This window comes from Micromonospora sp. NPDC049060, from assembly GCF_040649055.1.
Lineage (GTDB): Bacteria > Actinomycetota > Actinomycetes > Mycobacteriales > Micromonosporaceae > Micromonospora > Micromonospora reichwaldensis.
On record NZ_JBEZEV010000043.1, the window covers coordinates 24,585 to 45,947 of the forward strand.

15 protein-coding genes and 2 pseudogenes are annotated in these 21,363 nt (G+C 72.7%); 7 read left to right on the top strand and 10 right to left on the bottom strand.

Translation table 11 applies throughout. The features are described from left to right. Positions 1–173: 173 nt before the first annotated feature. Positions 174–560, bottom strand: a pseudogene (locus AB0B83_RS17335) (hypothetical protein); the annotation flags it as partial. A 184-nt stretch (positions 561–744) separates the two neighbouring features. Further along, positions 745–1,104 (bottom strand): hypothetical protein, encoded by a 360-nt coding sequence (locus AB0B83_RS17340; protein ID WP_357579041.1) that lies wholly within the window; start codon positions 1,102–1,104, stop codon positions 745–747. Between the two features lie 190 nt (positions 1,105–1,294). Here AB0B83_RS17340 and htpG point away from each other — a divergent pair, with 190 nt between their 5' ends. The 5 genes and pseudogenes from htpG (at position 1,295) to AB0B83_RS17365 (ending at position 7,656) form a co-directional block, all read left to right on the top strand. After that, positions 1,295–3,223, top strand: a complete 1,929-nt coding sequence (gene htpG, locus AB0B83_RS17345) for a molecular chaperone HtpG (protein WP_357579042.1) — start codon at positions 1,295–1,297, stop codon at positions 3,221–3,223. A 606-nt stretch (positions 3,224–3,829) separates the two neighbouring features. Continuing rightward, positions 3,830–5,101, top strand: coding sequence for a cytochrome P450 (locus AB0B83_RS17350; protein ID WP_357579043.1), 1,272 nt, complete (start codon positions 3,830–3,832; stop codon positions 5,099–5,101). A 58-nt stretch (positions 5,102–5,159) separates the two neighbouring features. Next, positions 5,160–5,366, top strand: a pseudogene (locus AB0B83_RS17355) (ABC transporter); the annotation flags it as partial. Between the two features lie 371 nt (positions 5,367–5,737). Further along, positions 5,738–6,547, top strand: coding sequence for a methyltransferase domain-containing protein (locus AB0B83_RS17360; protein ID WP_357579044.1), 810 nt, complete (start codon positions 5,738–5,740; stop codon positions 6,545–6,547). 176 nt (positions 6,548–6,723) lie between these two features. Next, positions 6,724–7,656, top strand: coding sequence for a diacylglycerol kinase family protein (locus AB0B83_RS17365; RefSeq protein ID WP_357579045.1), 933 nt, complete (start codon positions 6,724–6,726; stop codon positions 7,654–7,656). Between the two features lie 3 nt (positions 7,657–7,659). On the opposite strand, the gene AB0B83_RS17370 is transcribed toward AB0B83_RS17365, so the two are convergent. Then, on the bottom strand, positions 7,660–10,599 hold the full coding sequence (locus AB0B83_RS17370; protein ID WP_357579046.1) for a glycosyl hydrolase family 28-related protein: 2,940 nt from the start codon (positions 10,597–10,599) through the stop codon (positions 7,660–7,662). Positions 10,600–10,943: 344 nt separating this feature from the next. Here AB0B83_RS17370 and AB0B83_RS17375 point away from each other — a divergent pair, with 344 nt between their 5' ends. After that, the gene (locus tag AB0B83_RS17375; RefSeq protein WP_357579047.1) at positions 10,944–11,999 is read left to right on the top strand and encodes a LacI family DNA-binding transcriptional regulator; all 1,056 of its coding nucleotides are present in this window, start codon (positions 10,944–10,946) and stop codon (positions 11,997–11,999) included. Here the strand turns inward: AB0B83_RS17375 and AB0B83_RS17380 are convergent. From AB0B83_RS17380 to AB0B83_RS17410, 7 genes are read right to left on the bottom strand one after another with little or no spacing between them, the layout of a single operon-like run. Continuing rightward, positions 11,992–12,687, bottom strand: a complete 696-nt coding sequence (locus tag AB0B83_RS17380) for a putative N-acetylmannosamine-6-phosphate 2-epimerase (RefSeq protein WP_357579048.1) — start codon at positions 12,685–12,687, stop codon at positions 11,992–11,994. The two genes, AB0B83_RS17375 and AB0B83_RS17380, sit on opposite strands and share 8 nt — an antisense overlap. After that, the gene (locus AB0B83_RS17385) at positions 12,684–13,643 is read right to left on the bottom strand and encodes an ROK family protein (protein ID WP_357579049.1); all 960 of its coding nucleotides are present in this window, start codon (positions 13,641–13,643) and stop codon (positions 12,684–12,686) included. Before AB0B83_RS17385 ends, AB0B83_RS17380 begins: the two co-directional genes overlap by 4 nt. Next, complete coding sequence (locus AB0B83_RS17390; RefSeq protein ID WP_132239790.1) at positions 13,640–14,482, bottom strand: carbohydrate ABC transporter permease; 843 nt, start codon at positions 14,480–14,482, stop codon at positions 13,640–13,642. Before AB0B83_RS17390 ends, AB0B83_RS17385 begins: the two co-directional genes overlap by 4 nt. Further along, entirely contained in the window at positions 14,472–15,419 is a 948-nt protein-coding gene (locus AB0B83_RS17395; protein WP_311411094.1) for a sugar ABC transporter permease, read from the bottom strand. The genes AB0B83_RS17390 and AB0B83_RS17395 overlap by 11 nt, the downstream gene beginning before the upstream one ends. A gap of 12 nt (positions 15,420–15,431) precedes the next feature. Further along, a complete protein-coding gene (locus AB0B83_RS17400; protein ID WP_132239792.1) occupies positions 15,432–16,715 on the bottom strand; it encodes a sugar ABC transporter substrate-binding protein in 1,284 nt (427 codons plus the stop codon). Between the two features lie 23 nt (positions 16,716–16,738). Next, the gene (locus AB0B83_RS17405; protein WP_311411092.1) at positions 16,739–18,334 is read right to left on the bottom strand and encodes an FAD-dependent oxidoreductase; all 1,596 of its coding nucleotides are present in this window, start codon (positions 18,332–18,334) and stop codon (positions 16,739–16,741) included. Between the two features lie 32 nt (positions 18,335–18,366). Next, on the bottom strand, positions 18,367–19,419 hold the full coding sequence (locus tag AB0B83_RS17410; RefSeq protein WP_357579050.1) for a LacI family DNA-binding transcriptional regulator: 1,053 nt from the start codon (positions 19,417–19,419) through the stop codon (positions 18,367–18,369). 496 nt (positions 19,420–19,915) lie between these two features. Here AB0B83_RS17410 and AB0B83_RS17415 point away from each other — a divergent pair, with 496 nt between their 5' ends. Continuing rightward, positions 19,916–21,274: a hypothetical protein gene (locus tag AB0B83_RS17415; protein WP_357579051.1), complete on the top strand. Its 1,359-nt coding sequence runs from the start codon at positions 19,916–19,918 to the stop codon at positions 21,272–21,274. Positions 21,275–21,363 lie beyond the last annotated feature (89 nt).

A 21,363-nucleotide genomic window follows, 5' to 3' on the forward strand; every position in this document is an offset into this window, starting at 1 on the left:
CGGGCGGCGGCGTGCCAGTCGCCGTGCTCGGCACGGATCCGCAGTTCCTCCGTCCGCCCCCGGTCGGCCAGCAGGTCGACCAGGACGCTGCCCGCCCCGTTCGCGCCGGCCCGGTCGAGATCGCGCAGGTAGCCGGTCGGGTCGGGCACCGCCACCAGCCCGGCGGACTCCGGGCCGAAGAAGCGGCTGCCGCCGAACTCCCGCCGGAGTTGGTCGTCGAGGTCGTCGGCGAGCGCGATCATGGCCCGCAGGGCCAGCAGCAGATGGGTGGGCGCGAAGTCCTGCCCGAAGACGGGGATGGACGCCCAGACCGTGTCGCCGGTGCAGTACACGCGCCCGATCACGAGCCCGTTGGTGAGGTCGGAGAGCCGCCGGTACAGGGACTCGGTCTCCTCGACGCCGGTGAGCAGCGGAGAGAACACGTCGACCAGCGGCGGGTCGTCCTGCGCCCGTACGAAGATCATGGCCGAGCCGGCGCGGATGCCCACGTCGCCGTCGGCGTCGACGCGCAGCTGGTCCGTGGTGACGCCGAGGAGGCCGGCGAGCACGGCCCTGACCCGGTGGGTCAGCTTCCCGCCGTCGCCGTCCTCGGCGTCGGGGTCAGGAAGCGGGCCGGTGCTGCGTGCGGCGACCGGCCGTGCGGCCAGCGCGGCGGCGAGCCGCGTCCGGGCCGGTACGGGAACGGCCGTGGCGGTGGTGGCCGGGCGGGCGGCCAGCGCGGCGACGAACCTGCCCAGCAGGTCCTCACGCGGCGTCATCGTGCTCGCCGCTCGTGCCGTCCCGGCCGCTGTCGGCCGGTCGTTCCGTCACCCGGACCTGGTCGAACATCTTGGCGATCACCAGTGGCGCCGCGACCCCGAAGGTGAAGCTGGCGAAGGCCGTGGTGGCCAGGCCACCCGCCCCGGCCGCGGCGGCGAGGCCGGTGCCGGCCACGGTCCTGAGCAGCACCGCGAACACGACGATCGGGGCGTCCCGCCGGTCCCGCCACGGCCACTGCCACCGGCCCCCGGACTCGCTGGTCGGGCGCATCATCCCGGAGAGGTTCAGCGCCTCGGCCACCGCGCTGCCGACCAGTCCCCACATCGCGGCCATCCATAGAGACACATCCCTACCGTACTGACCGCCCGCCGCGGCGGTCGCACCAGCCCTCGGCTTCTGCGGCGGCCACGTCGACGCCACCTGTGACGGTAGGGCGCGGGGGCAACGCGACGCCAGCCGACGTTGCGCGGTCCCGTCGTCTCGCCGTCGGCGACGGCTCGTATCCTTTCCGCGAACCTTCGGTGGGCTTTCGAGGATGAAAGGACACGGTGTGAGCAACCGGGCCGAGACGTTGGAGTTCCAGGCCGAGGCGCGTCAGCTGCTCCAGCTGATGGTCCACTCGATCTATTCGAACAAGGACGTCTTCCTGCGTGAACTGATCTCGAACGCCTCGGACGCGCTGGACAAGCTGCGCCTGGCGTCGATGGTCGACAAGGAACTGGAGGCCGACACCTCCGACCTGCACATCGAGATCGAGGTCGACAAGGCGGCGCGCACGCTGACCGTCCGGGACAACGGCATCGGCATGTCCCGCGACGAGGTCGTGCAGGTGATCGGCACGATCGCCAAGTCCGGGACCGCCGAGCTGCTGCGCAAGCTGCGCGAATCCTCCGACGCCGGGGCGCGGCAGGAGCTGATCGGCCAGTTCGGCGTGGGCTTCTACGCGGCGTTCATGGTCGCCGACCGGGTGGAGCTGGTTACCCGCCGGGCGGGGGAGAGCGGCGGCACCCGGTGGGAGTCGGCCGGTGAGGGCACGTACTCCGTCGAGTCGGTGGAGGAGGCGCCGCAGGGCACGTCGGTGACCCTGCACCTCAAGCCGGCCGACGACGAGGACAACCTGCACGACTACACCGCCGACTGGACGATCCGGGAGATCGTCAAGCGCTACTCGGACTTCATCGCCTGGCCGATCCGGATGACCGTCGAGCGCCCCGGCGAGGGCGACGAGACGAGCACCGAGACCCAGACGCTCAACTCGATGAAGGCGCTCTGGGCCCGCTCCCGCGACGAGGTCGACGAGGCCGAGTACAAGGAGTTCTACAAGCACGTCAGCCACGACTGGGCGGACCCGCTGGACATCGTGCACATGCGGGGCGAGGGCACCTTCGAGTACGAGGCCCTGCTGTTTATCCCGTCGCACGCGCCGCTGGACCTGTTCGCTCCGCAGGGCCGCCGTGGCGTGCAGCTCTACGTCAAGCGCGTCTTCATCATGGACGACTGCGAAGCGCTCATGCCGAACTACCTGCGCTTCGTCAAGGGGGTCGTGGACGCGCACGACCTGTCGCTGAACATCTCCCGGGAGATCCTCCAGCAGGACCGGCAGATCCAGGTCGTCCGCCGCCGGCTGGTCAAGAAGATCCTGTCCACCGTCAAGGACATGAAGGCCAACCACGCCGAGCGTTACCGGACCTTCTGGACGGAGTTCGGGGCCGCCGTCAAGGAGGGCCTGATCGACGACACGGAGAACCGGGACACGCTCCTGGAGATCCTGTCGGTCGCCTCCACCCACGATCCGGCCGAGCCCACCGACCTCGCCGGCTACGTCGGCCGGATGAAGGACGGGCAGAGCGACATCTACTACGCCACCGGCGACTCGCGCACGATGATCGAGAACTCGCCGCACATGGAGGCGTTCCGCGCCAAGGGCTACGAGGTGCTGCTGCTCACCGACCCGGTCGACGAGGTGTGGATCGAGCGCGTCGGCCAGTACGACGGCCGGACGCTGCGCTCCATCGCCAAGGGCCAGGTGGATCTCGACACCGAGGAGGAGAAGAAGGAGGCCGAGGCCGAGCGCGAGCAGCAGCGCAAGGACTTCGCCGACCTGCTCACCTGGATGGGCGCCACCCTCGCCGACTCCGTCAAGGAGGTCCGCCTCTCCTCCCGGCTGACCACCTCGCCCGCCTGCGTCGTCGGCGACGCCCACGACATCACCCCGACGCTGGAGAAGATGTACCGGGCGATGGGGCACGAGGTGCCGACGGTCAAGCGGATCCTGGAGCTCAACCCCGGGCACCCGCTGGTCACCGGGCTGCGCAAGGCGCACGAGCAGGGCGGCACGGAGGAGTCGCTGAAGGAGACCGCCGAGCTGCTCCACGGCCTGGCGCTGCTCGCCGAGGGCGGGGAACTGGCCGACCCGTCCCGGTTCACCCGCATGCTCGCCGACCGGCTCGCCCGTACCCTCTAGCGGCACGCACGGGCCGGCCGGCGGGGTGCCGCCGGCCGGCCCGTGACCGGTCGGCTCGCACACCGGCCCGTCCCCCGGACCGCCGGGACGGGCCGCCCCGCGCGTCGGCCTGCTCGACGATCCCACCCGCCGCCCGCGTCGCGCCGCCCGCATGGCCCCGAGCCGTCCGCCGGAATATGCGCTCCCTGCCCAGGAAACTCCTTCGGGTAATCGGTCGGCCGTTCACGGAACGTGTCGTGAATCGTGTTTCTGGCGGGTATGAACGCCGGCCTTTCACGCCCCGGTACTCGGTCGATGCCACACCGCCTTTCCGCCCGGCCGCGCGGGACACGCGGGGCCGTGTCGCGACGCAGTGCCCGGCCGCCGGCCGTTGCGTCGTCTACCGTGTTCAACGTCGCGACCAGCGGGCAAGGAACATTCCGCAACTTGCAGGGCGACGTGGTGCGCGCGTGGCCGAAGGCGTGGAAATTGCGTACCGCCGCATTGAAGAACGCCGATATTGACTTGCTCCCGGAATTGGCGCACCGTGAAGCGTGCGGCGGTAACCGGAGCCCCGGGAGTCGTTAGGCGATTCCGTTCGCGGCCATGGCGCTCGAGGAGGCGGTCATGCGATTGGATCCGTTCGCGGGGGCGTATCTGACCGATCCGGCGCAGGTGTGGCGGCGGCTCCTCGACGAGCCCGAGGGGGTGCGCCACGACCCGGAGCTGGGGCTGTGGCTGATCACCCGGCACGCCGACGTGCGCCGCGCGCTCGGTGACGGGGAGGCCTTCGGCAACGCCCTCACTCTCGCCCCGATCTACGACGTCTGCCCCGAGGCGATGGAGTTCATCGCCCGCATCGACGCGCCGCCCACCACTGCCGCCGCGGACCCCCCGGTGCACCCCCGGACCCGCCGGGCCCTGCGGGCGACCTTCGCCAACACCGCCGAACGCGTCGAGCGCCGGTACGGCGCGATCGTCGAGCGCCGGGTCGACGAACTGGTGTCCCGGCTCGTCGGCCGCGCCGACGGGCGGGCGGACCTCGTCGGCGAGTTCACCACCGAACTGCCCCTGCTGGTCCTGCTCGACATCCTCGGCGTACCGGAGGAGGACGTCGGGCGGGTCAGGGCCTGGGGGGACGGCCAGATCGCGTTGCTCTGGGGACAGCCGGACCCGGCCGAGCAGGTCCGGCTGGCCCGGGACCTGTGGGAGTTCTGGTGCTACTGCGAGCGGTTGGTCGCCGCCCGACTCGGCGGTGGCCGGCACGGCGACGACTACGTCAGCCAGCTGCTGGCGTACCGCGACGGCGACGACGAGGTGCTCACGGTGGCCGAGGTGTCGAGCATCGTGTTCAACCTCCTGGTCGCCGGGCACGAGACCACGGCCGGGCTGCTCGCCCACGCGCTCGACCAGGCGCTGTCGGGCCCGGGCCGGTGGCGGGAACTCGGCGAGGACCCGCGCCGGATACCCGCGTTCCTGACCGAGACGCTGCGTTTCGCGCCCGCCATCGACGGCTGGCTGCGGGTGACCCGCCGACCCGTCACCCTGGACGGCGTCACCATTCCGGCGGGTGCGCGCTGCCTGCTGCTGATCGGCGCCGCCAACCGGGATCCGGCGGTGTTCGCCCGGCCGGAACAATTCGATCCGCACCGGTCCGACGCGGACGGGCACCTCTCGTTCGGGCACGGGCCGCACTTCTGTATCGGCGCGGCGCTGGCCCGGCTGGAGGCGGAAATGGCGCTGACCCGGCTCTGCCGAGCGGTTCCCGGACTGCGCCTGGCCCCCGGCCATCGCCGCTCGTACAAGGTCAACATCGCCTTCCGCGCGCACCGCAGCCTGCCGGTGGTCCTCGACACGACGGTACCGTCCGGTGCTCCGGCGGCGCCCGTCGCCGGGTGACCAGCCGTCTCGTGGCGGCGTCGGTCCTGTTCTGCGGGCGGGGGCGTCGGACCGTGCCGTGCGGCGCCCGATCGGCTGCGCGCGGACCCGTGGGGTCGCCGCGGCCCGGCCGGCGGCCTCCGGCCGGCGACTACGCTCCGAAGTCACGTCTTCACACCCGTCGACCGAGGGGTGGACCGTCGCGCGGGTCCTGGAGCTGCTGCCCCGGCTGGCGGCCCGGCTGCGCCATCGCGGCGACCAGCTCTCCGGCGGCGAGCAGCAGATGCTGGCGATCGCCCGGGCCCTGCTCGGCCAGCCCCGGGTGCTGCTGCTGGACGAGCCGTGCGAAGGGCTGGCGCCCGGCCTGGCCGCCCGGGTACGCGACCTCGTCGGCACCCTGGCCAGGACCGGGCTGGCCGTGCTCCTCGTCGAGCAGCAGCTCCAGCACGCCGTCGAGATCGCGGACCGGATCGCGGTGCTCGAGTACGGCCGGGTGGTCTACGACCGCCCGGCGGACGAGGCCCGGGCCGAGCCGGGCCGCCTGGCGGCGATGCTCAGCGTCGCCGCCGTCGCGGAGCTGCCGGCTCCCGACCGGTGCCCGGTGCCCGGCCGGCCCCGCGCACCTGACCCGACCGCCTTCGACAGGAACGAGCGACGATGCCGACAGACATCCGTGACACCGAGTACACCTTCGACAACGGCTCCCCGGAGGCGGTGCCCCAGCTACGGGCGCTGGAGTCCTTCCTGGACCCGATCACCGCGGCCCGGATCGGCGCCCCGGTGCTCACCCCGGGCGGCGTGTGCTGGGAGGTCGGCGCCGGCGGGGGCTCGGTCGCCCGGAGCATGGCCGGGGCGGTCGGCCCGGCGGGGCGCGTGCTGGCGACCGACATCGATGTCGCCCACCTCGCCCCCGCGGGAAACCTCGACGTCCGGCGGCACGACGTGCGCAGCGAGCCGCCGCCCGGCGACGCCTTCGACCTCATCCACGCCCGGCTCGTGCTGCTCCACCTGCCGGAGCGGCGGCGCGTACTGGCCTCACTGGCCGGCGCGCTGGCCCCGGGCGGGTGGCTGGTGGTCGAGGAGTTCGACTGCACGGCCCCGCTGCGCGTACTGACCGCGCCGAGCGACGACGCGGCGAAGCTCTTCACCCACGTGACGGACGCGATGCTCGGCGTCCTGCAGAGCCACGGCGCGGACCTGGCCTGGGCGCAGGACGTGCACGCCCACCTCGCGTCGGCGGGACTCATCGAGGTCGACACGGTCACCCACTCCGAGAGCTGGCCCGGTGGCTCGCTCGGCGCGTCGCTGTACGAGACGAACTCCCGGCAGTTGGCGCCGGAGCTGATCGAGGCGGGGGTGTCGCCCGGCCAGCTGGAGGCGTTCCGTCGGCTGCTGCGCGACCCCGGGTTCGTCGTGATGTCCTACCAGTTCGTGTCGACCCGGGGGCGGCGTCCGGCCCGGCGGTGAGGCGGTTCCCCTCGCCCGTACCGCCGCCGCGCCGGCGGGCCGGTCGGCGGGGCGCACGCCGAGGCGCCGCGCCGACCGGCCACACCCGCGCCCGTGGTCGGACCGGCCTCGCCGTACCGTCGGCCCTGCCCGTCGGCCGGGCGTGGAAACCGTGCCGGCCGGGTACCACGGCGGTCATGGGCACGAGCAGCACGGTCGGCGACGAGCCGGCGACCGCCGTCCGGGTGGGCACGGTCGCGGTCGTCGCACACCGGAAGAAGACCCTCGGCGGCGGCCTCGACGAGCTGCGCGCGGAGCTGGCGGGCGCGGGCGTCGAGGACCTCGTCTGGTACGAGGTGCCGAAGAGCCGCAAGGCGCCGAAGAAGGTCCGCAAGGCGCTGAAGAAGGGCGCCGAGCTGGTCTTCGTGTGGGGCGGCGACGGCATGGTGCAGCGCTGCGCCGACACCCTCGCCGGCTCCGGCGTCCCGATGGCGATCCTGCCCGCCGGCACCGCCAACCTCTTCGCCGCCAACCTGGGCGTGCCGGAGGACCTCCCCGAGGCCGTCCGCATCGGCCTGCACGGCCGGCGCCGCTGTCTCGACCTGGGCCGGCTCAACGGCGAGCACTTCGCCGTGATGGCCGGTGCCGGCTTCGACGGCGACCTGATCCGCGAGGCGGACCGCACGCTGAAGGGCAAGCTCGGTCGCCTCGCCTACATGTGGACGGGGCTGCGGCACGTCCGGGGCGAACTGGTCGGCACGCGGATCACCGTCGACGGCACGGAGTGGTTCGACGGCGACGCGAGCTGCGTGCTGTTCGGCAACGTCGGCACGATCACCGGCGGCATCCCGGCGTTCGACGACGCCCGCCCCGACGACGGCTGCCTGGAGGTCGGCGTGTCGACCGCCGACGGCGCGGTGGACTGGGCGCGCACCCTCGGCCGGATGGCCGCCGGCCGCTCGGAGGAGTCGCCGTTCGTGCGGATCACCCGGGGCCGCAGGATCAAGGTCCGGCTCGCCGCGCCCCGCACGTACGAGCTGGACGGCGGCGCCCGGGGAGAGGTCACGAAGCTCAAGGTGCGGGTGGTGCCCGGGGCGCTGACGGTCTGCTGCCCCGGGCCCGTTCCCTGAGCGTCAGCGGAGGCCGTGGATCTCCACCTCGAAGACCCGGGCCAGCCCGTCGGTCGGGCTGGGTTCGGTGAACACGAGCCGGACCTGTCGGATCCCGGTCGGCGCGCCGGCGAGGTCGACCCGGGCCGGGCTGGCGGTGTTCGCCCCGGCCGAACCGATGGTCGTCCAGGCCCCGTCGACCAGGGCCTCCACCCGGAACGCCCGCACCCGCAGGCTCTCCGAGCCGGCCACCCCGCTGTAGAGGTCGAGCCGCTGGAGCTCCGCCGGCCCACCGAGATCCAGGGTGAGCGACGGTGCCGGGTCGGCCGAGCCGGAGATCCAGCGGGCGCCCGTCCGGTCACCGTCCACCGCGTTGGCGGCGACGTTGCTGGAGAGCACCGAACTCGCCTGCACCGCGGCGCCCCGGGCGAGGTTCTCCCCGGCCACGCCCACCCGCAGGGTCTGCGTGATCTCCTGCCGGTGGTTGCCCCGGGTGAACGCGACGGTCAACCGGACCGTGCCGTCGGTCACCGCGTCGGCGGGGACCTGCACGCTCACCGCGACCGGCGTGGTGGCGCCCGCGGGCAGCCGGGTGGTCTCCGGCCGCGCCCGCACCTGCCAGCCGGGCGGCGCGTCGACGCCGACCGTCAGGGCGGTGAGCGGGGCGGGGCCGTCGTTGCGTACCCGCAGCACGGCGCTCCCGGCCCGGCCGGGCAGCACCCGGATCTCCGGCGTGTCCAGCGCGACGTGGGCGCCGGCCGGGTCGGCCTTCCTGCCGGTCACCCCGACCCCCAGGTACGCCACCTCGATCTCCGGCACCGTCCGGCCGGTCGTCACGTCGGCGACGGTGGCGCCCCACCGGGTGTTTGCCACGTTGTCCGGCCGGTAGCCCCGGGTGCCCCGGATCACGATGCCGCTGCTGTCGCGCAGTCCCACCGCGTACGGGTACGGGCCCTGCACGGTGGCCACCCGGAAGAAGACCGTGTTGCCGAACAGGACGTCGTGCACGTCGTCCAGCTCGACGGCCTGGGACCGCCAGCCGTAGATGTGGTCCTCGGTCTGCAGCGCGTGCAGCTGCCAGTTGCGGACGCGGCGCAGCACGACCTCGCGGTGCTCGTGGTGCTCGACGGAGACCTCGTACATCCGGCCGCGCACCGAGGTGTCCTCGACGAGGAACCCGTTGTCGGCCCAGCCGGCGACGCTCCAGATGTTGGCGAAGGTCCCGCCGCCGCCCTGCACCCAGAAGCTGTACCTGTGCCGGCCCCGGTACTGGTATCCGGGATCACCGGCGCCGGGGTCGCCGGGCGCGGTCTGCTCCGGGTGCCACTTCACGAACTGGGTGGCGATGTCGGCGAGGTAGCTGCGCTCACCGGAGCGCCAGTGCACGTGCACCGAGCCCGCGGTCTGCTGCGCGGAGTCCAGGCCGAGGCCGGTGACCTGGTTCCGCCCGCCGAGCGGGGTCTGGATCATCGCCTTGGGCCGCTGCGGGTCGGTGAATCCGGCGGCGCTCTCCGGCAGCTTCAGCCAGGTCTGGCGGGGGTGCAGGCCGATCAGGTTGTTCTGTGGCCGCAGCCGCAGGGTGTTCCCGATCAGGTACTGCCCCATCGGCACGTAGACGGTGTCGTGCTCGTCGAGGGCCCGCTGGAAGATGGCGTGGTCGTCGCTGGTGCCGCTGCCGACCGTGACGCCCCTGGCGGCGGCGTACTCGACCACGTTGACCCAGCCGTCGGTGGCCGGTGGCAGGGGCGCGTCGGTGCGCAGCAGCCGGGCGAAGCTCGGCGGCGCGGCCGCTGTCGCGGAGACCAGGACGCCGTCGGTACGCCGTTCGGTGTCGCCGAGCGCGTCGTCGACCCGGAGTCCGAGCGTGGCGTCGCGCACCAGGTACGACGGGCCGGGGCCGACCCAGGTGCGTCCGCTGGGCACGGTGGTCAGCAGCGCACCGGTGCCGGTGACCCCGGTGTCGACCACGTTGAGCTGGTTCTGGGCGCGGACGAGTTCCGGCTCGCTGCCACCCGCGACGGACTCGCTGTCGTTGAGGGTGATCGCCGCCCCGCTGATGTTCTCGAAGACCGAGTCCTGCACGTAGAGGCGCTGGGTCTGGTTCGGGGTGGCGACGATGCCGGCCGGCGAGTCGGCGAAGCGGTTGCGGATCAGGCTCAGCTTGCTGTCCGTGTGCAGCTTGACGGCCGCCTCGCGTTGACCGGTGAATGTGGTGTCCAGCAGCGTGGTCTGCCAGCCGGGCGAGGCGGCGAAGGCCAGCATGCCGACCGTGCCGCCGTACACGTTGACCCGTTGGATCAGGTTGGCGTTGTGGTCGATGCCGGCGTATCCCGTACCCACGTGGATGTCGAGGTCCTGGAGGACGAACATCTGGGCGCCGCTGAAGCGTACGGCCACCGCGGCGGGGTTGCCGGGCCCGATCCGGATGTCCAGGTTGACCAGGCCGGTGCCGAAGGTGTCGTTGTTGCCGAAGCTGCGGGCCGCGCCGGGCTGGAAGGGCCGGCGCAGCGCGGCGAAGAGGAAGGACTGGTTGCCGTCCTGGAAGCCGGGGGTGGACTCGCCGAGGACGAACTCGGGCCGCGCGGCGCCGAACCCGATCAGGCGTACCGAGGCGTGCAGGTCCACCTGCCGGGAGAGGCGGTAACGCCCCTGCGGCACGAAGACCACGCCGCCGCCGTCACCGACGGTGACGTTGCGTGCCCCGCCGACGATGTTGCCCAGCCAGTTCTCGCCGCCCCGGCGGGAGGCCTCGTCGATGGCGGCCTGCACCGAGGCCGTGTCGTCGCCGACGCCGTCGCCGTGCACCGGGAACTGTGCGCTGCCGAGGACGACAGCGGTCGGGTCGGTCGGCATGCTCCGGTAGACGGAGGTCGAGGCGGTCGGTGGGGTGGGGGCTGCCGCCGGCGGGGCGGCGACCGCCGGCGCCACGGCCGTGGCGGCCAGGAGGAGGGAACCGGCCAGCATGCCGACCCGTGCCCGGCCCGCTGGGGGTCGGCGGCCGGCTGCCCGCCGGGGTGGAGCTTGGATCATCGGTACGCCTTTCCTGCCCCTGTCGGGACCGGTCGGCGACCATGTGGTCATGCGCATAACCAGAATGTTTCCGCAGGCCCGAGCTGTCAAGGGTCGGGTCGCCAGAATATGAAACCCCCGCGTAACATTGACTTGCGCCGGCCGGTGGGCTGATCATTCACGGCAGCCCGCTCCCGAGACGTCGCCGTGTGCGATCGTGTGGTCATGCGCATGACCAGCCGGGGCGACGGCGCGGGAGCGGGCCCCCGGCGAGCGGCCGGGACACGGAGGTGACAACGATGCCAGGCACCAACGGACGGGCCACCCAGGCCGACGTCGCCCGGCTCGCCGGGGTCAGCCAGGCGACCGTGTCACTGATCCTCAAGGAGGGCGACACGGGTCGCCGACGCGTCGGTGAGCAGACCCGTCAACGCGTGCTCGACGCCATCCGGATGACCGGGTACGTCGCGAACCCGGCCGCCCAACGCCTGGCCGGGGGACGCACCCGGATCATCGGCGTCTTCACCTACGAGCCGGTCTTCCCGCGCGACAGCCGGGACTTCTACCACCCGTTCCTGGTGGGGGTCGAGGCGCAGGCCGAGGAGCTCGACTGCGACCTGCTCTTCTTCACCAGCACCCCGTCCCGGCAGGGGCGGCGCCTGCTCGGCGACGGTTCCCGCCGGCTCGGCGTCGCCGACGGCTGCGTCCTGCTCGGACGCCACGACGACAAGCGTGACCTGGCGGACCTGCTCGGCCGCGACTTCCCGTTCGCCTTCATCGGTCGACGCGAGTCCGACGCCGGCATCGTGCCGTACGTCGGAGCCGACTACGTGACCGCCACCCGCGAGGTGGTCGAGCGGCTCTTCGCCCTCGGCCACGAACGGGTCGGCTTCCTCGGCGACCTGCGCCGGGACGAGCCGTCGGCCGACCGCGCCCAGGGCTACCAGCAGGCGGTACGCGCCGCCCGCAGCCGCCCGGTCGTGCTGGACGGCGCCGGGTTGACCGGCGGCGAGGCACTCGACCTGCTCGACGACAACGGCCTCACCGCGGCGGTCGTCTGGCCGTCCGGGTTGGCCCCGCGGATCCGGGCGGCGGCGCTGGCCCGGGGGATGTCCGTCCCCGGGGACCTGTCGCTGGCCCAGCTCGGCGACGCCGAGGACGGCAGTCCCGGCGACATCGACTGGACCGGTTTCCGGATCCCCCGCGAGCAGATGGGCGCGGGGGCCGTGCGACTGCTCTTCGAACAGCTGGTCGGTCCCGCGCCGAGCGCCGACGCCCTGCAACGCAGCCTGCCCTGCGCCGTCGTGCCCGGGACCACCGCCGCGGCGCCGCGGCGCACCCGCGCCGTCAGGTGAGCCGGGCGCCCGCCGGGGTGGCCGGCACCAGGCGACGGGTGAGCCACAGCGGCGAGGTGATCGCGTTGCCCATCACCACGGAGTGGGCGCCCGCCGCGAACGCCTGCCCGATCTGCTCGGCGCTGCGGTAGCGGCCCTCGGCGATCACCGGCACCGCCAGCAGGTCGGCGAGCCGGGCCACCAGCGTCAGGTCCGGCCCGTCGGTCGGCGGGCTGGCCGGGGTGTAGCCGGAGAGGGTGGTCGCGACGGCGTCCGCACCGGCCCGCACGGCGGCCACCCCCTCCTCGACGGTGGAGACGTCGGCGAGGACCAGCGCGTCGCTGCGCTCCCGGACCGCCCGGACCGTGTCGGCGAAGCTGCGCCCGTCCGGGCGGGGACGGTCGGTGGCGTCGACGGCGACGATGTGCGCCCCGGCCGCGGCCACGTCGAGCGCGTGCGCCGCCGTCGGGGTGATGAAGACCCCTTCGACGCCCTGCTTGTGCAGCCCGATGACCGGCACGTCGACGGCGGCGCGGATGGCCCGGACGTCGGCGGTGCCGTTGGCCCGGACGGCGACCGCGCCGCCCCGTACCACCGCCGCGGCCACCCGGGCCTGCACGTACGGGTCGCGCATCGGGTCGTCGGGGTCGTCGAGCACCGGCTGGCAGGAGACCACGAGGCCGCCGGCCAGCTCGTCGAACACACTCACGTTCTCGTCCTCTCGTCGGTGACCACGGCGGAGCTGCCGTCCGCCTGCCGGCCGGGGCCCGGGAGGCCCGCCAGCCGGGCGGCGCCGACGACGACCGCGTCCGCGCCGAGCGCCGCCGGGAGCAGGGACACGTCCGCCCAGGCCGCGGGTAGTTCGGCGGTGAAGGCGGCGCGGGCGCCGGGGAACAGGGCGTCGGCCGCCCCGCCCGCGAGCACCACCGCCTGCGGATCGAGCAGGGCGACCAGCCCCGCGAGCGCCCGGCCGAGGGCCGTGGCGGCGCGGTCCACCACCTCCCGGGCGATCGGTTCACCGGCCGCCGCCCGCTCGGCCACGGCCCGCCCGGTGATCCGCTCACCGGTCTCGAGGGCGTACGCGCCGGAGAGTCCCGTGCCCGAGGCGATGCCCTCCAGGTGCCCGTACCGGCCGCACCCGCAGCGCAGCCGCTCGGCGCCGGGAGCCGGGAGGTGCCCCACCTCGCCGGCGCCGCCCCGGGCACCGGTGGAGATCCGGCCGTGCTGGAGCATCGCGCCGCCCAGGCCCGTGCCGACCGCGACCAGCACCAGGTCCCGCCGGTCCCGGCCCGCGCCGACCCAGCTCTCGCCGAGCGCGGCGGCGTTCACGTCGTTGGTGACCCGGACCGGCCGGGCCAGCCGCCCGGCCAACTCGTCGGCGACCGGTGTGCCGGCCCAGCCGGGCAGGCTGTCGGTGGCGTACCGGATGGTGTCGGTGCCCGGATCGACCGTGCCGGCGGTGCCCACGCCGACCGGGCCGGCGCCGCCCGAATCGAGCAGCTCCCGGACGAGCCCCGCGGCGGTGTCCAGCACGGCCGCCGGCCCCGACCCGGCCGGGGTGGGCGCCAGGCGACGCCCGAGCACCTGCCCGTCGGGTCCGACCAGCGCCGCCGCCGTCTTGGTGCCGCCGATGTCGAGGCCCACCAGGGCCGCCGGCACCGTCATCCCTTGAGCCCGGTGTGCGCCAGGCCCTCGACGAACTGCTTCTGCGCGATGACGAAGACCACCAGGACCGGCAGCGCGGTCATCGACGCCGCGGCGAGCTGGACGTTCCACATCGGGCCGCCGTAGGCGTCGACGAACTGGGTGAGCGCCTGCGGCAGGGTGAACTTCTCGGGCGAGGAGAGGAACACGATCGGTTCCAGGTAGAGGTTCCAGCTGTGCAGGAAGGTGAAGATGGCGACCGCGCCCAGCGCGGGCCGGGACAGCGGCAGGGCGATCTTCCAGAAGGTGGCGAACCGCCCCAGCCCGTCCACCCGGGCCGCCTCCTCCAACTCGCCGGGGAGGCTGATGAAGAACTGCCGCATGATGAAGGTCGCCAGCACGCTCGGCGCCCCGAGGATCGGCACCAGGATCAGCGGCCAGTGGGTGTCGACCAGGCCCAGCTTGAAGAACATCTGGAACAGCGGCACGATCGTCACCTCGCTCGGGATGAGCAGGCCGGCGAGGATCACCAGGAAGAGCACGTTCTGGCCACGGAAGCGGATCCGGGCGAAGGCGTACCCGGCCAGCGCCGCCACAGCCAGGGTGCCGACGGTGACCACCAGCGCGATGTAGAGGCTGTTCAGGTACTGCTGACCGAACGGCTGCAACTCGAACACCCGCCGGTACGCGTCCAGCTCCGCGTCGACCGGCAGCAGTTTCGGCGGGAAGGCGAAGATGTCCGCCACCGGCTTCAGCGACGAGGTGACCATCCACCAGGTCGGGAAGACGAACGGGACCGCCAGGACCATCAGCACCCCGTAGAGCACCAGCTTGGTCCGGCGCGACAGCTCACGACTCATGGTGGACCCACCTCTTACGCATCTGCCACTGGAGCACGGTGAGCGCGAGCACGATGACGAACAGGACGATCGACAGGGTGGCGCCGTAACCGAAGTGGTGGAACTGGAACGCCTGCTGGTACAGGTAGTAGACGAGCACCGTGGTCGAGGTGCCGGGGCCGCCCTGGGTGAGCACCGCGATCTGCGCGAACACCTGCAACGAGCCGACCACCGTGATGATCGACGTGAGCAGGATGGTCGGGCTGATCATCGGTACGGTGATCCGCCAGAACTGGCGCAGCCGGCTGGCCCCGTCCACCTCGGCGGCCTCGTACAGCTCGGCCGGCACGCCCTGGAGCGCGGCCAGGAAGAGCACCATGTTCAGGCCGACGTTCTTGAACACCTGCACCACGACGACCGAGAACATGGCGGTGCCCTCACCGCGCAGCCAGTTCGGCCCGTCCACGCCGACCGTGTCGAGCAGGCCGTTCACGCCGCCGTTGTCCTGCAGCAGGAACCCCCACACGATGGTCCAGGCGACCAGCGAGACGACCACGGGGGAGAAGAACAGGGTGCGGAACACGATCGTCCCGCGCAGCTTCTGGTTGAGCAGTACGGCGAGCAGCAGGGCCAGGCCGAGGTTGAACACCACCAGCCCGACCGAGAACAGGCCGGTGGCCCGCAGCACCGAGCCGAGGTTCGTGTCGTCGGCGAGGTTCGCGTAGTTCTCGGTGCCGACGAACTCGAACGTGCCGGCCAGCACGTTCCACTCGTGCAGGCTGTACCAGACCACCAGGATCAGCGGCAGGATCACGAAGACGACGCTGCCGAGCAGTTGGGGAGCGATGAACAGGTAACCGGTGAGCTGGTCGCGGCGGCGGCTGGTCCAGTACGGCCGCGACCGGTCCCGGGTGGGCGGGGCCTCGACCCCGCCCACCGTCGTGTCCGTCTGGGACATGGTCAGACTGCCCTACTTCGCCAGCAGCGGCTGGATCTTGGTGCAGACACCCTCGAGGACGGCCTTGACGTCCGCGTCGGCCTTCCAGAGCGGGTCGAGCCCGGCGCGCACCTGCTGGCTCAGCTCGGCCTGCCCGGCGTGACTGGGCTTCACCACGCCGTTGGTGATGCCGTCGATGACGACCTTCTGCAACTGCTCGGGCTTGAGCGTCGGGTTCGTCTTGGCCAGCGTCTCCGCGGTGAGCTGCGACTGGCGCGGCGGCGGGAAGAACTGGGCCAGCTTGGCCGAGTTGGTGGGGTTCGTCAGGAAGGCGAGGAAGTCCGCCGCCGCGTCCGCGTGCTTGCTCTTCTTCATCACGCCGACGCCGGCCTGGCCGACCACCGAGTAGTTGCCCTTCGGCCCGGCCGGCAGCGGCACCAGGTCCCAGCCGAAGCCGTCCGGCTTCAGCAGCGAGGCGCGGGAGATCTGGGTGACCGTCATGGCGGCGTCACCGGCGAAGAAGTCGGCGGTCGTACCCGGGCCGGGCAGCGCCTTGCCGGTGAAGATCGCCTTGTGCAGGGTGGTCATCGCCTCGACCATCTCCGGGGCGGCGAAGCCGCAGGACTTGCCGTCCTCGCTCCACGCCTGGGCGCCCCAACCCGTCCAGAGGGTCGACAGGTTGTCCCAGCCCTTGTAGTCGAAGTCGCGGATCACCAGGCCGGCCTTGCCGCTCGACGCGGCGGTGGCGCCGGCGACGGTCAGCGCGGTGTCCCAGTTCCACTGCCCGGCGGCGATCAGCTCGGCCGGGGTCTTCTGCCCGGCCTTCTTGAGCATGTCGGTGTTGACGAAGACGCCGAACGGCGAGGTGGAGAACGGGTACGCGTACAGCTTGCCCCCGTCCTGCCAGAGCTTGAGCGTGGCGGGGGAGATGTCGTCGTACTGGTAGCCCTCGGTCTTCTTGAGCTTCTCGTCCAGCGGCAGCAGCGCGCCGGAGGCGACGAAGTCGGGGGCCGAGTTCTCGAACACCCAGGCCAGGTCGGGCGCGTTGCCGCCGGCGATCTGGGTGGTCAGCGTCGTGGTGTAGTTCTCGAACGGCAGCGGGTCGAACTTGATGGACGCGACGTCCGGGTGGCTCTTGCGGTACTCGTCGGCGATCTCGTTGAACAGCTTGAGGTGCGCCTCGTTGGCCGACCAGACGGTCATCCGCAGGTTGGCGGGACCCTTGTCCGCGGCGTCGTCACCGCCGCCGCAGGCGGACAACGCGAGGACGCCGGCCAGTGTCGCCGCGACACCGCGCACAGCCTTTCCCAATCTCATGATCTTCTCCTCTTCGGGGGTGTTCAGTAGCCCGCGACCTGGGGCCAGCGCATCTCCACGCCGGCCGCCGAGAGGCGGTCCTGGAAGTCGGCCAGCAGGCGGGGGGTGCCGCGGACCGCGCGCGGGGACTCGCCCCGGGCCAGACAGAAGTCGGCGAGCAGGCCGGCGACCTCGCCGACGTTCCACTCGACCGGGTGCAGCCGGTAGCTGCCGTTGGTGATGTGGGTGGTGCCGATGTTCTTGCCGGCCGGGAGCAGGTTCTCGACCCGCTGCGGGATCAGCGCGCCCAACGGGATCTCGAACGGGCACGACCCGACGTCGATGTAGTTGTCGCCGCCGGTGGAGGGGTGCAGGTCGATGCGGTACATCCCGACGCCGATCGAGTCCGGGTAGGCGACCGCGCCGTGCTCGCCGCGCACGGCCAGCGACAGGTCCTGCTCGACGACCGTGTACTCGGCCCGGATGCGGCGCGACTCCCGGATGTAGGGCGCCTGCGCCAGGCCGTCGCGGCTGCCGGTCACGTCGCCGCGCAGGCGCAGGCCGGGGAAGCCGGTCCCGCCGTCCGGCCGGGGCGCCTCGGTCTGCATCCAGTAGAGCACCGAGTACGACAGCTCGCGGGCCTTGCTCAGGTGCCACGACGCGTTCGGCACGTCGATGACCGGACCCTCGAAGTAGTCGATCATCGGCCAGTTCACCAGCGTGATGTCGCTGTCGTACGCGCCGTCGGTGAAGTTGCGCCGGGCGGCGATGCGCCGGAACGTCCAGAGGTTGCCGTCGCCGGGGTTGAGCCGCTGGTCGGCGTTGACGGCCAGCGGGTCGTCGTCCGGGTTGGGCGTGAAGCTGCGCTCGACGATCTCCAGGGTGCGCGGGTGCGGCGACCGCCAGGACAGCAGCCGGTCGCCCCAGAAGTCGGGCTTGTAGTCGCGCCAGAAGTCGTAGTTCGCCGGCCGCTCGATGGTGTGGTCGCCGTCGACGTGGTCGAGCGCGAAGCAGACGGAGACGGCCTGCATGTTCATCGGCTGCGCCTCGGCCGGCGCGCTGGGCTCGCCGGTGTCGGCCTGCGACTCGAAGCCGGTGACGTACTCGGTGCCGGTCAGCGGCAGCAGCTCGCCGGTCTCCGTCGCGTCCAGGATGTACGGCGCGACGAGGTCGATCCGCTCGTCGCGGTCGCGGTGCGCGACGGTCACCCCGACCACCCGGTCCCCGTCGGTCTCCGCGGCGACCGGCCGGTACGGCTGGAGCACCGTCAGCCGGCCGGAGCCGAGGAAGGGCGCCAGCATCTGCTCGATGACGGCGACGGCCACCCGGGGCTCGTGGCAGACCCGGCTCACCCAGCCGGCTCCCGGGTTGAGGTCGGTCCAGGCCCGCGACCGCTCGGTGAGCGGGTAGTGCCGGCGGTAGTAGTCGCGGATTCCGGTGCGCAGGGCCCGGTAGCTCGCGGTGGCGCCGAACTGTTCGATCCAGGAGTGCTCGTCCGGCGGGACGGCCTGGCTGGTGAGCTGCCCGCCGAGCCAGTCGAACTCCTCGGTCAGGATGACCGACCGGCCGGCCCGGGCCGCGGCGAGCGCCGCCGCCACCCCGCCCAGCCCGCCCCCGACGACGAGGACGTCCGCACGCATCTGTACCACTTGCTTCCTTCCGGGTTGCACGGTCACCGCTCAGCTGCGGTGGACCGCCGATCAGGGGTGCCGAGGGTGTCGCCCTCGACGAGTTCGCAGGGCAGGAGCCGCTGCTGGATGCCGACGGCGCTGCCGTCGATGACGCTGGCGAGGACCTCGACCGACTGCCGGCCCATCTCCTCGCGGGGGATGCGGAATCCGGTGAACGCGAGGTCGGTGGGGACCGGGACCGTCGGGTCGCCGAGGGTCAGGATCGACAGGTCGCCGGGCACGCCCAGGCCGCGCCGCCGGCTGGCCAGCGCCAGCGCCACGGCGGTGGCGAAGTCCTCGACGAAGGCCACCGTGGTCCCGTCGGCCAGCAGGTCGTCGAGGATGGCCTCGGCGTCCCGGGCGACGGTCGTCAGGTGGCGGGCGCTCTCCGCGGCCGTCGCGGCCGCGGCGAACCCGCGCCGCCGGTCCGCCGAGGACTCCGCGGTCAGGTCCGTGTTCAGGTAGGCCAGGCGCCGGTGACCGCGGGCGAGGGCCAGGGCGACCAGCTCGCCCACCGCCGTCGCGTAGTCGGCACCGACGTACGGCACCGGGCCGCCGGCGTCGTCGCGACGGCCGACGGCGACGTACGGGAAGCCGTCGCGGTTGAGCCGGTGCAGCTCCGCGGCGTCGATCTCCTGCCCGAGCAGGATGCAGCCGTCGGCGAGGCGGAGCCGGTTGTCCTGGTGGAAGATGCGGCGCCGACCGTCGACCACCGGGGCGCTGGTGAACAGCAGCAGGTCGCAGCCGGCCCGTTCCGCGTACTCCTCGATGCCCAGCAGGAAGGGGTGGAAGAAGTCGCGGCTGCCGCTGGGGAAGGCGGGTTCGTAGGTGAAGACGCCGATGATCCGGTTGAACCGAGCGGCGAGCCGGCGGGCGACGGGATCGGCGGCGTACCCGGTCTCCGCGATGGTCCGCAGCACGCGGTCGCGGGTCTCGGGCGCGATGCGGATGTCGGCGTCGGCCCGGTTGTTGAGCACCAGCGACACGGTCGCCTGACTGACGCCAGCCAGCCGCGCGATGTCACGCTGCGTGACGCGTCGGGGTGTAGAGGGCACGACAGGTCCTTCCGGTGCGGCTAATGCGTATTAGCGCTCGGCGTTGGGGAGGAGCCTGGCGGGCCGACCGGGTTTGTGTCAAGAGGTGGACGCAGAGATTTCTCGGAGATGAATTCCCTGGAGTAATGCGGATTAGCTCCGGGCGGCCCGCCCCGCCGTCGCGACCGGGTGGCTCCCGGCGGAGCCGATGGGCCGCCCGGCCGAGGCTGGCGGCCGTCCCCTTGACAAGACCCGCCCGGGTCGAGCAGCATTCGAGAAGGATTGATGGTAATACGTATTAGCACCTGACCCGGGCGGCCTGCTCACCCTCGCGGTGGCCGACCGTCTCACGCAGCGTGACTTCGTGCCGCCCTGCGGCGTGCTGCGCGGCGTCCACACTCGTCACCGGGCGTACCCGTCCCCACCTCCTGGGCTCCTCCGTCGACGGCCCCGTACGTCGACGGCCCGCCCGAGCGGTGGGGGAGCCCCACCATCCCCCGACAGAGCAGGAACAGCGATGACGAAAGCACCCGTCCGAGTGCCCGGTCGCGCCGCCGTGGCGGCAGCCGGCGCGGGCATGCTGGTGACCACGCTGGCCGGTGCGGCTCCAGCCGCCGCCGATCCGGCCTTCGACTTCCCGCGCTTCACCTACGCGGGCACCGCGTTCGACAAGAGCGCCCTGACCTACAACCCGACAAACGAGTTCATCTTCCCGAGCGTCATCCGGGCCGCCGACTACTTCCCCAACCCGCTGGGCACCTACTACCTGTACTACGCGCCCCACGAGCGGCCCGGCGGGATCGCCCTGGCGTACGCGGACTCGATGAACGGTCCGTGGACCGAGTACCGGGCCAACCCGTTGATCGGCAACACCTGGCTGCCCCACTACTCCACGGTCAGCCACATCTCCTCCCCGCACGCCGTCTGGGTGGAGGGGGAGCGCAAGCTGTTCCTCTACTTCCACGGCGAGAACTCGATCACCCGGTACGCCACCTCCGAGGACGGCATCCACTTCGACTACGGCGGGACGGCGATCAGCCGCGACGACAGCACCGGCGGGGAGACCTCCTACGCCCGGGTGTTCGAGCACGCCGTGCCGCGGCTGGGCGGTCGGTACCTGATGCTCTTCATGGACAACCCGACCGCCGCGCCGCCCGGGCCGACCGGGCCGGTGTCCCGGCGGATCCGCTGGGCGGTCTCCCCGGACGCGCGCACCTGGACGATCCAGCCCGACCCGATCGTCACCCCGCAGGGCATCCAGGGCCCGAACGCCTCGGGCCCGTTCTTCCTGCGCTGGAACGGCCGCAACCTCGTGATCTTCCACGCGGCCGACGGCAACATGCACGCCGTGGACGTCGGCGAGAATTTCGACCGGGAGGTCCACCTCGGCGTCGTGCACGACTCGATGGTCGCCGCGCCCGACCTGGGGCGCTCGGCCGCGCCGACGTTCTATTTCGAGGGGCGCACCGCGCACATGTACTACGAGGCCGGCGGGCGGCTCACCGCGACGATCGGCCATGCCGTCGCCACCCTGGACCGGCCGGTGCCCACCCGCGACGTGGACTGCGTGGTGGACCGGCCGGTGCTGTGGCCGCCGAACCACCAGATGGTCGACGTCACCGTGACGGCGGACCTGCGCGACGGGGTCCTCGGCCCGTACGCGCTCAACCTGACGGCGGTGACCGGCGGCGACGCCGCGGACGTCAGCGGCTTCACCGTCGGCACCCCGGGCACCAGCGGTCGGCTGCGGGCCGAACGCGACGGCGCCGGTGGGGACAGGGTCTACTCCCTGACCTACGCGGGACACGACGAGATCGGCCGCCCGGTCGGCTGCACCGTGACGGTCACCGTGCCGCACGACCTCGGCCGCGACTGACCGGAGCAGGGACCGCTGGGCGCCGGCCGTGCCGTACGCCGACGTCCTCGCCCATGGTCACCGCCCTGTCACCGTTGGTTCCCCTAACC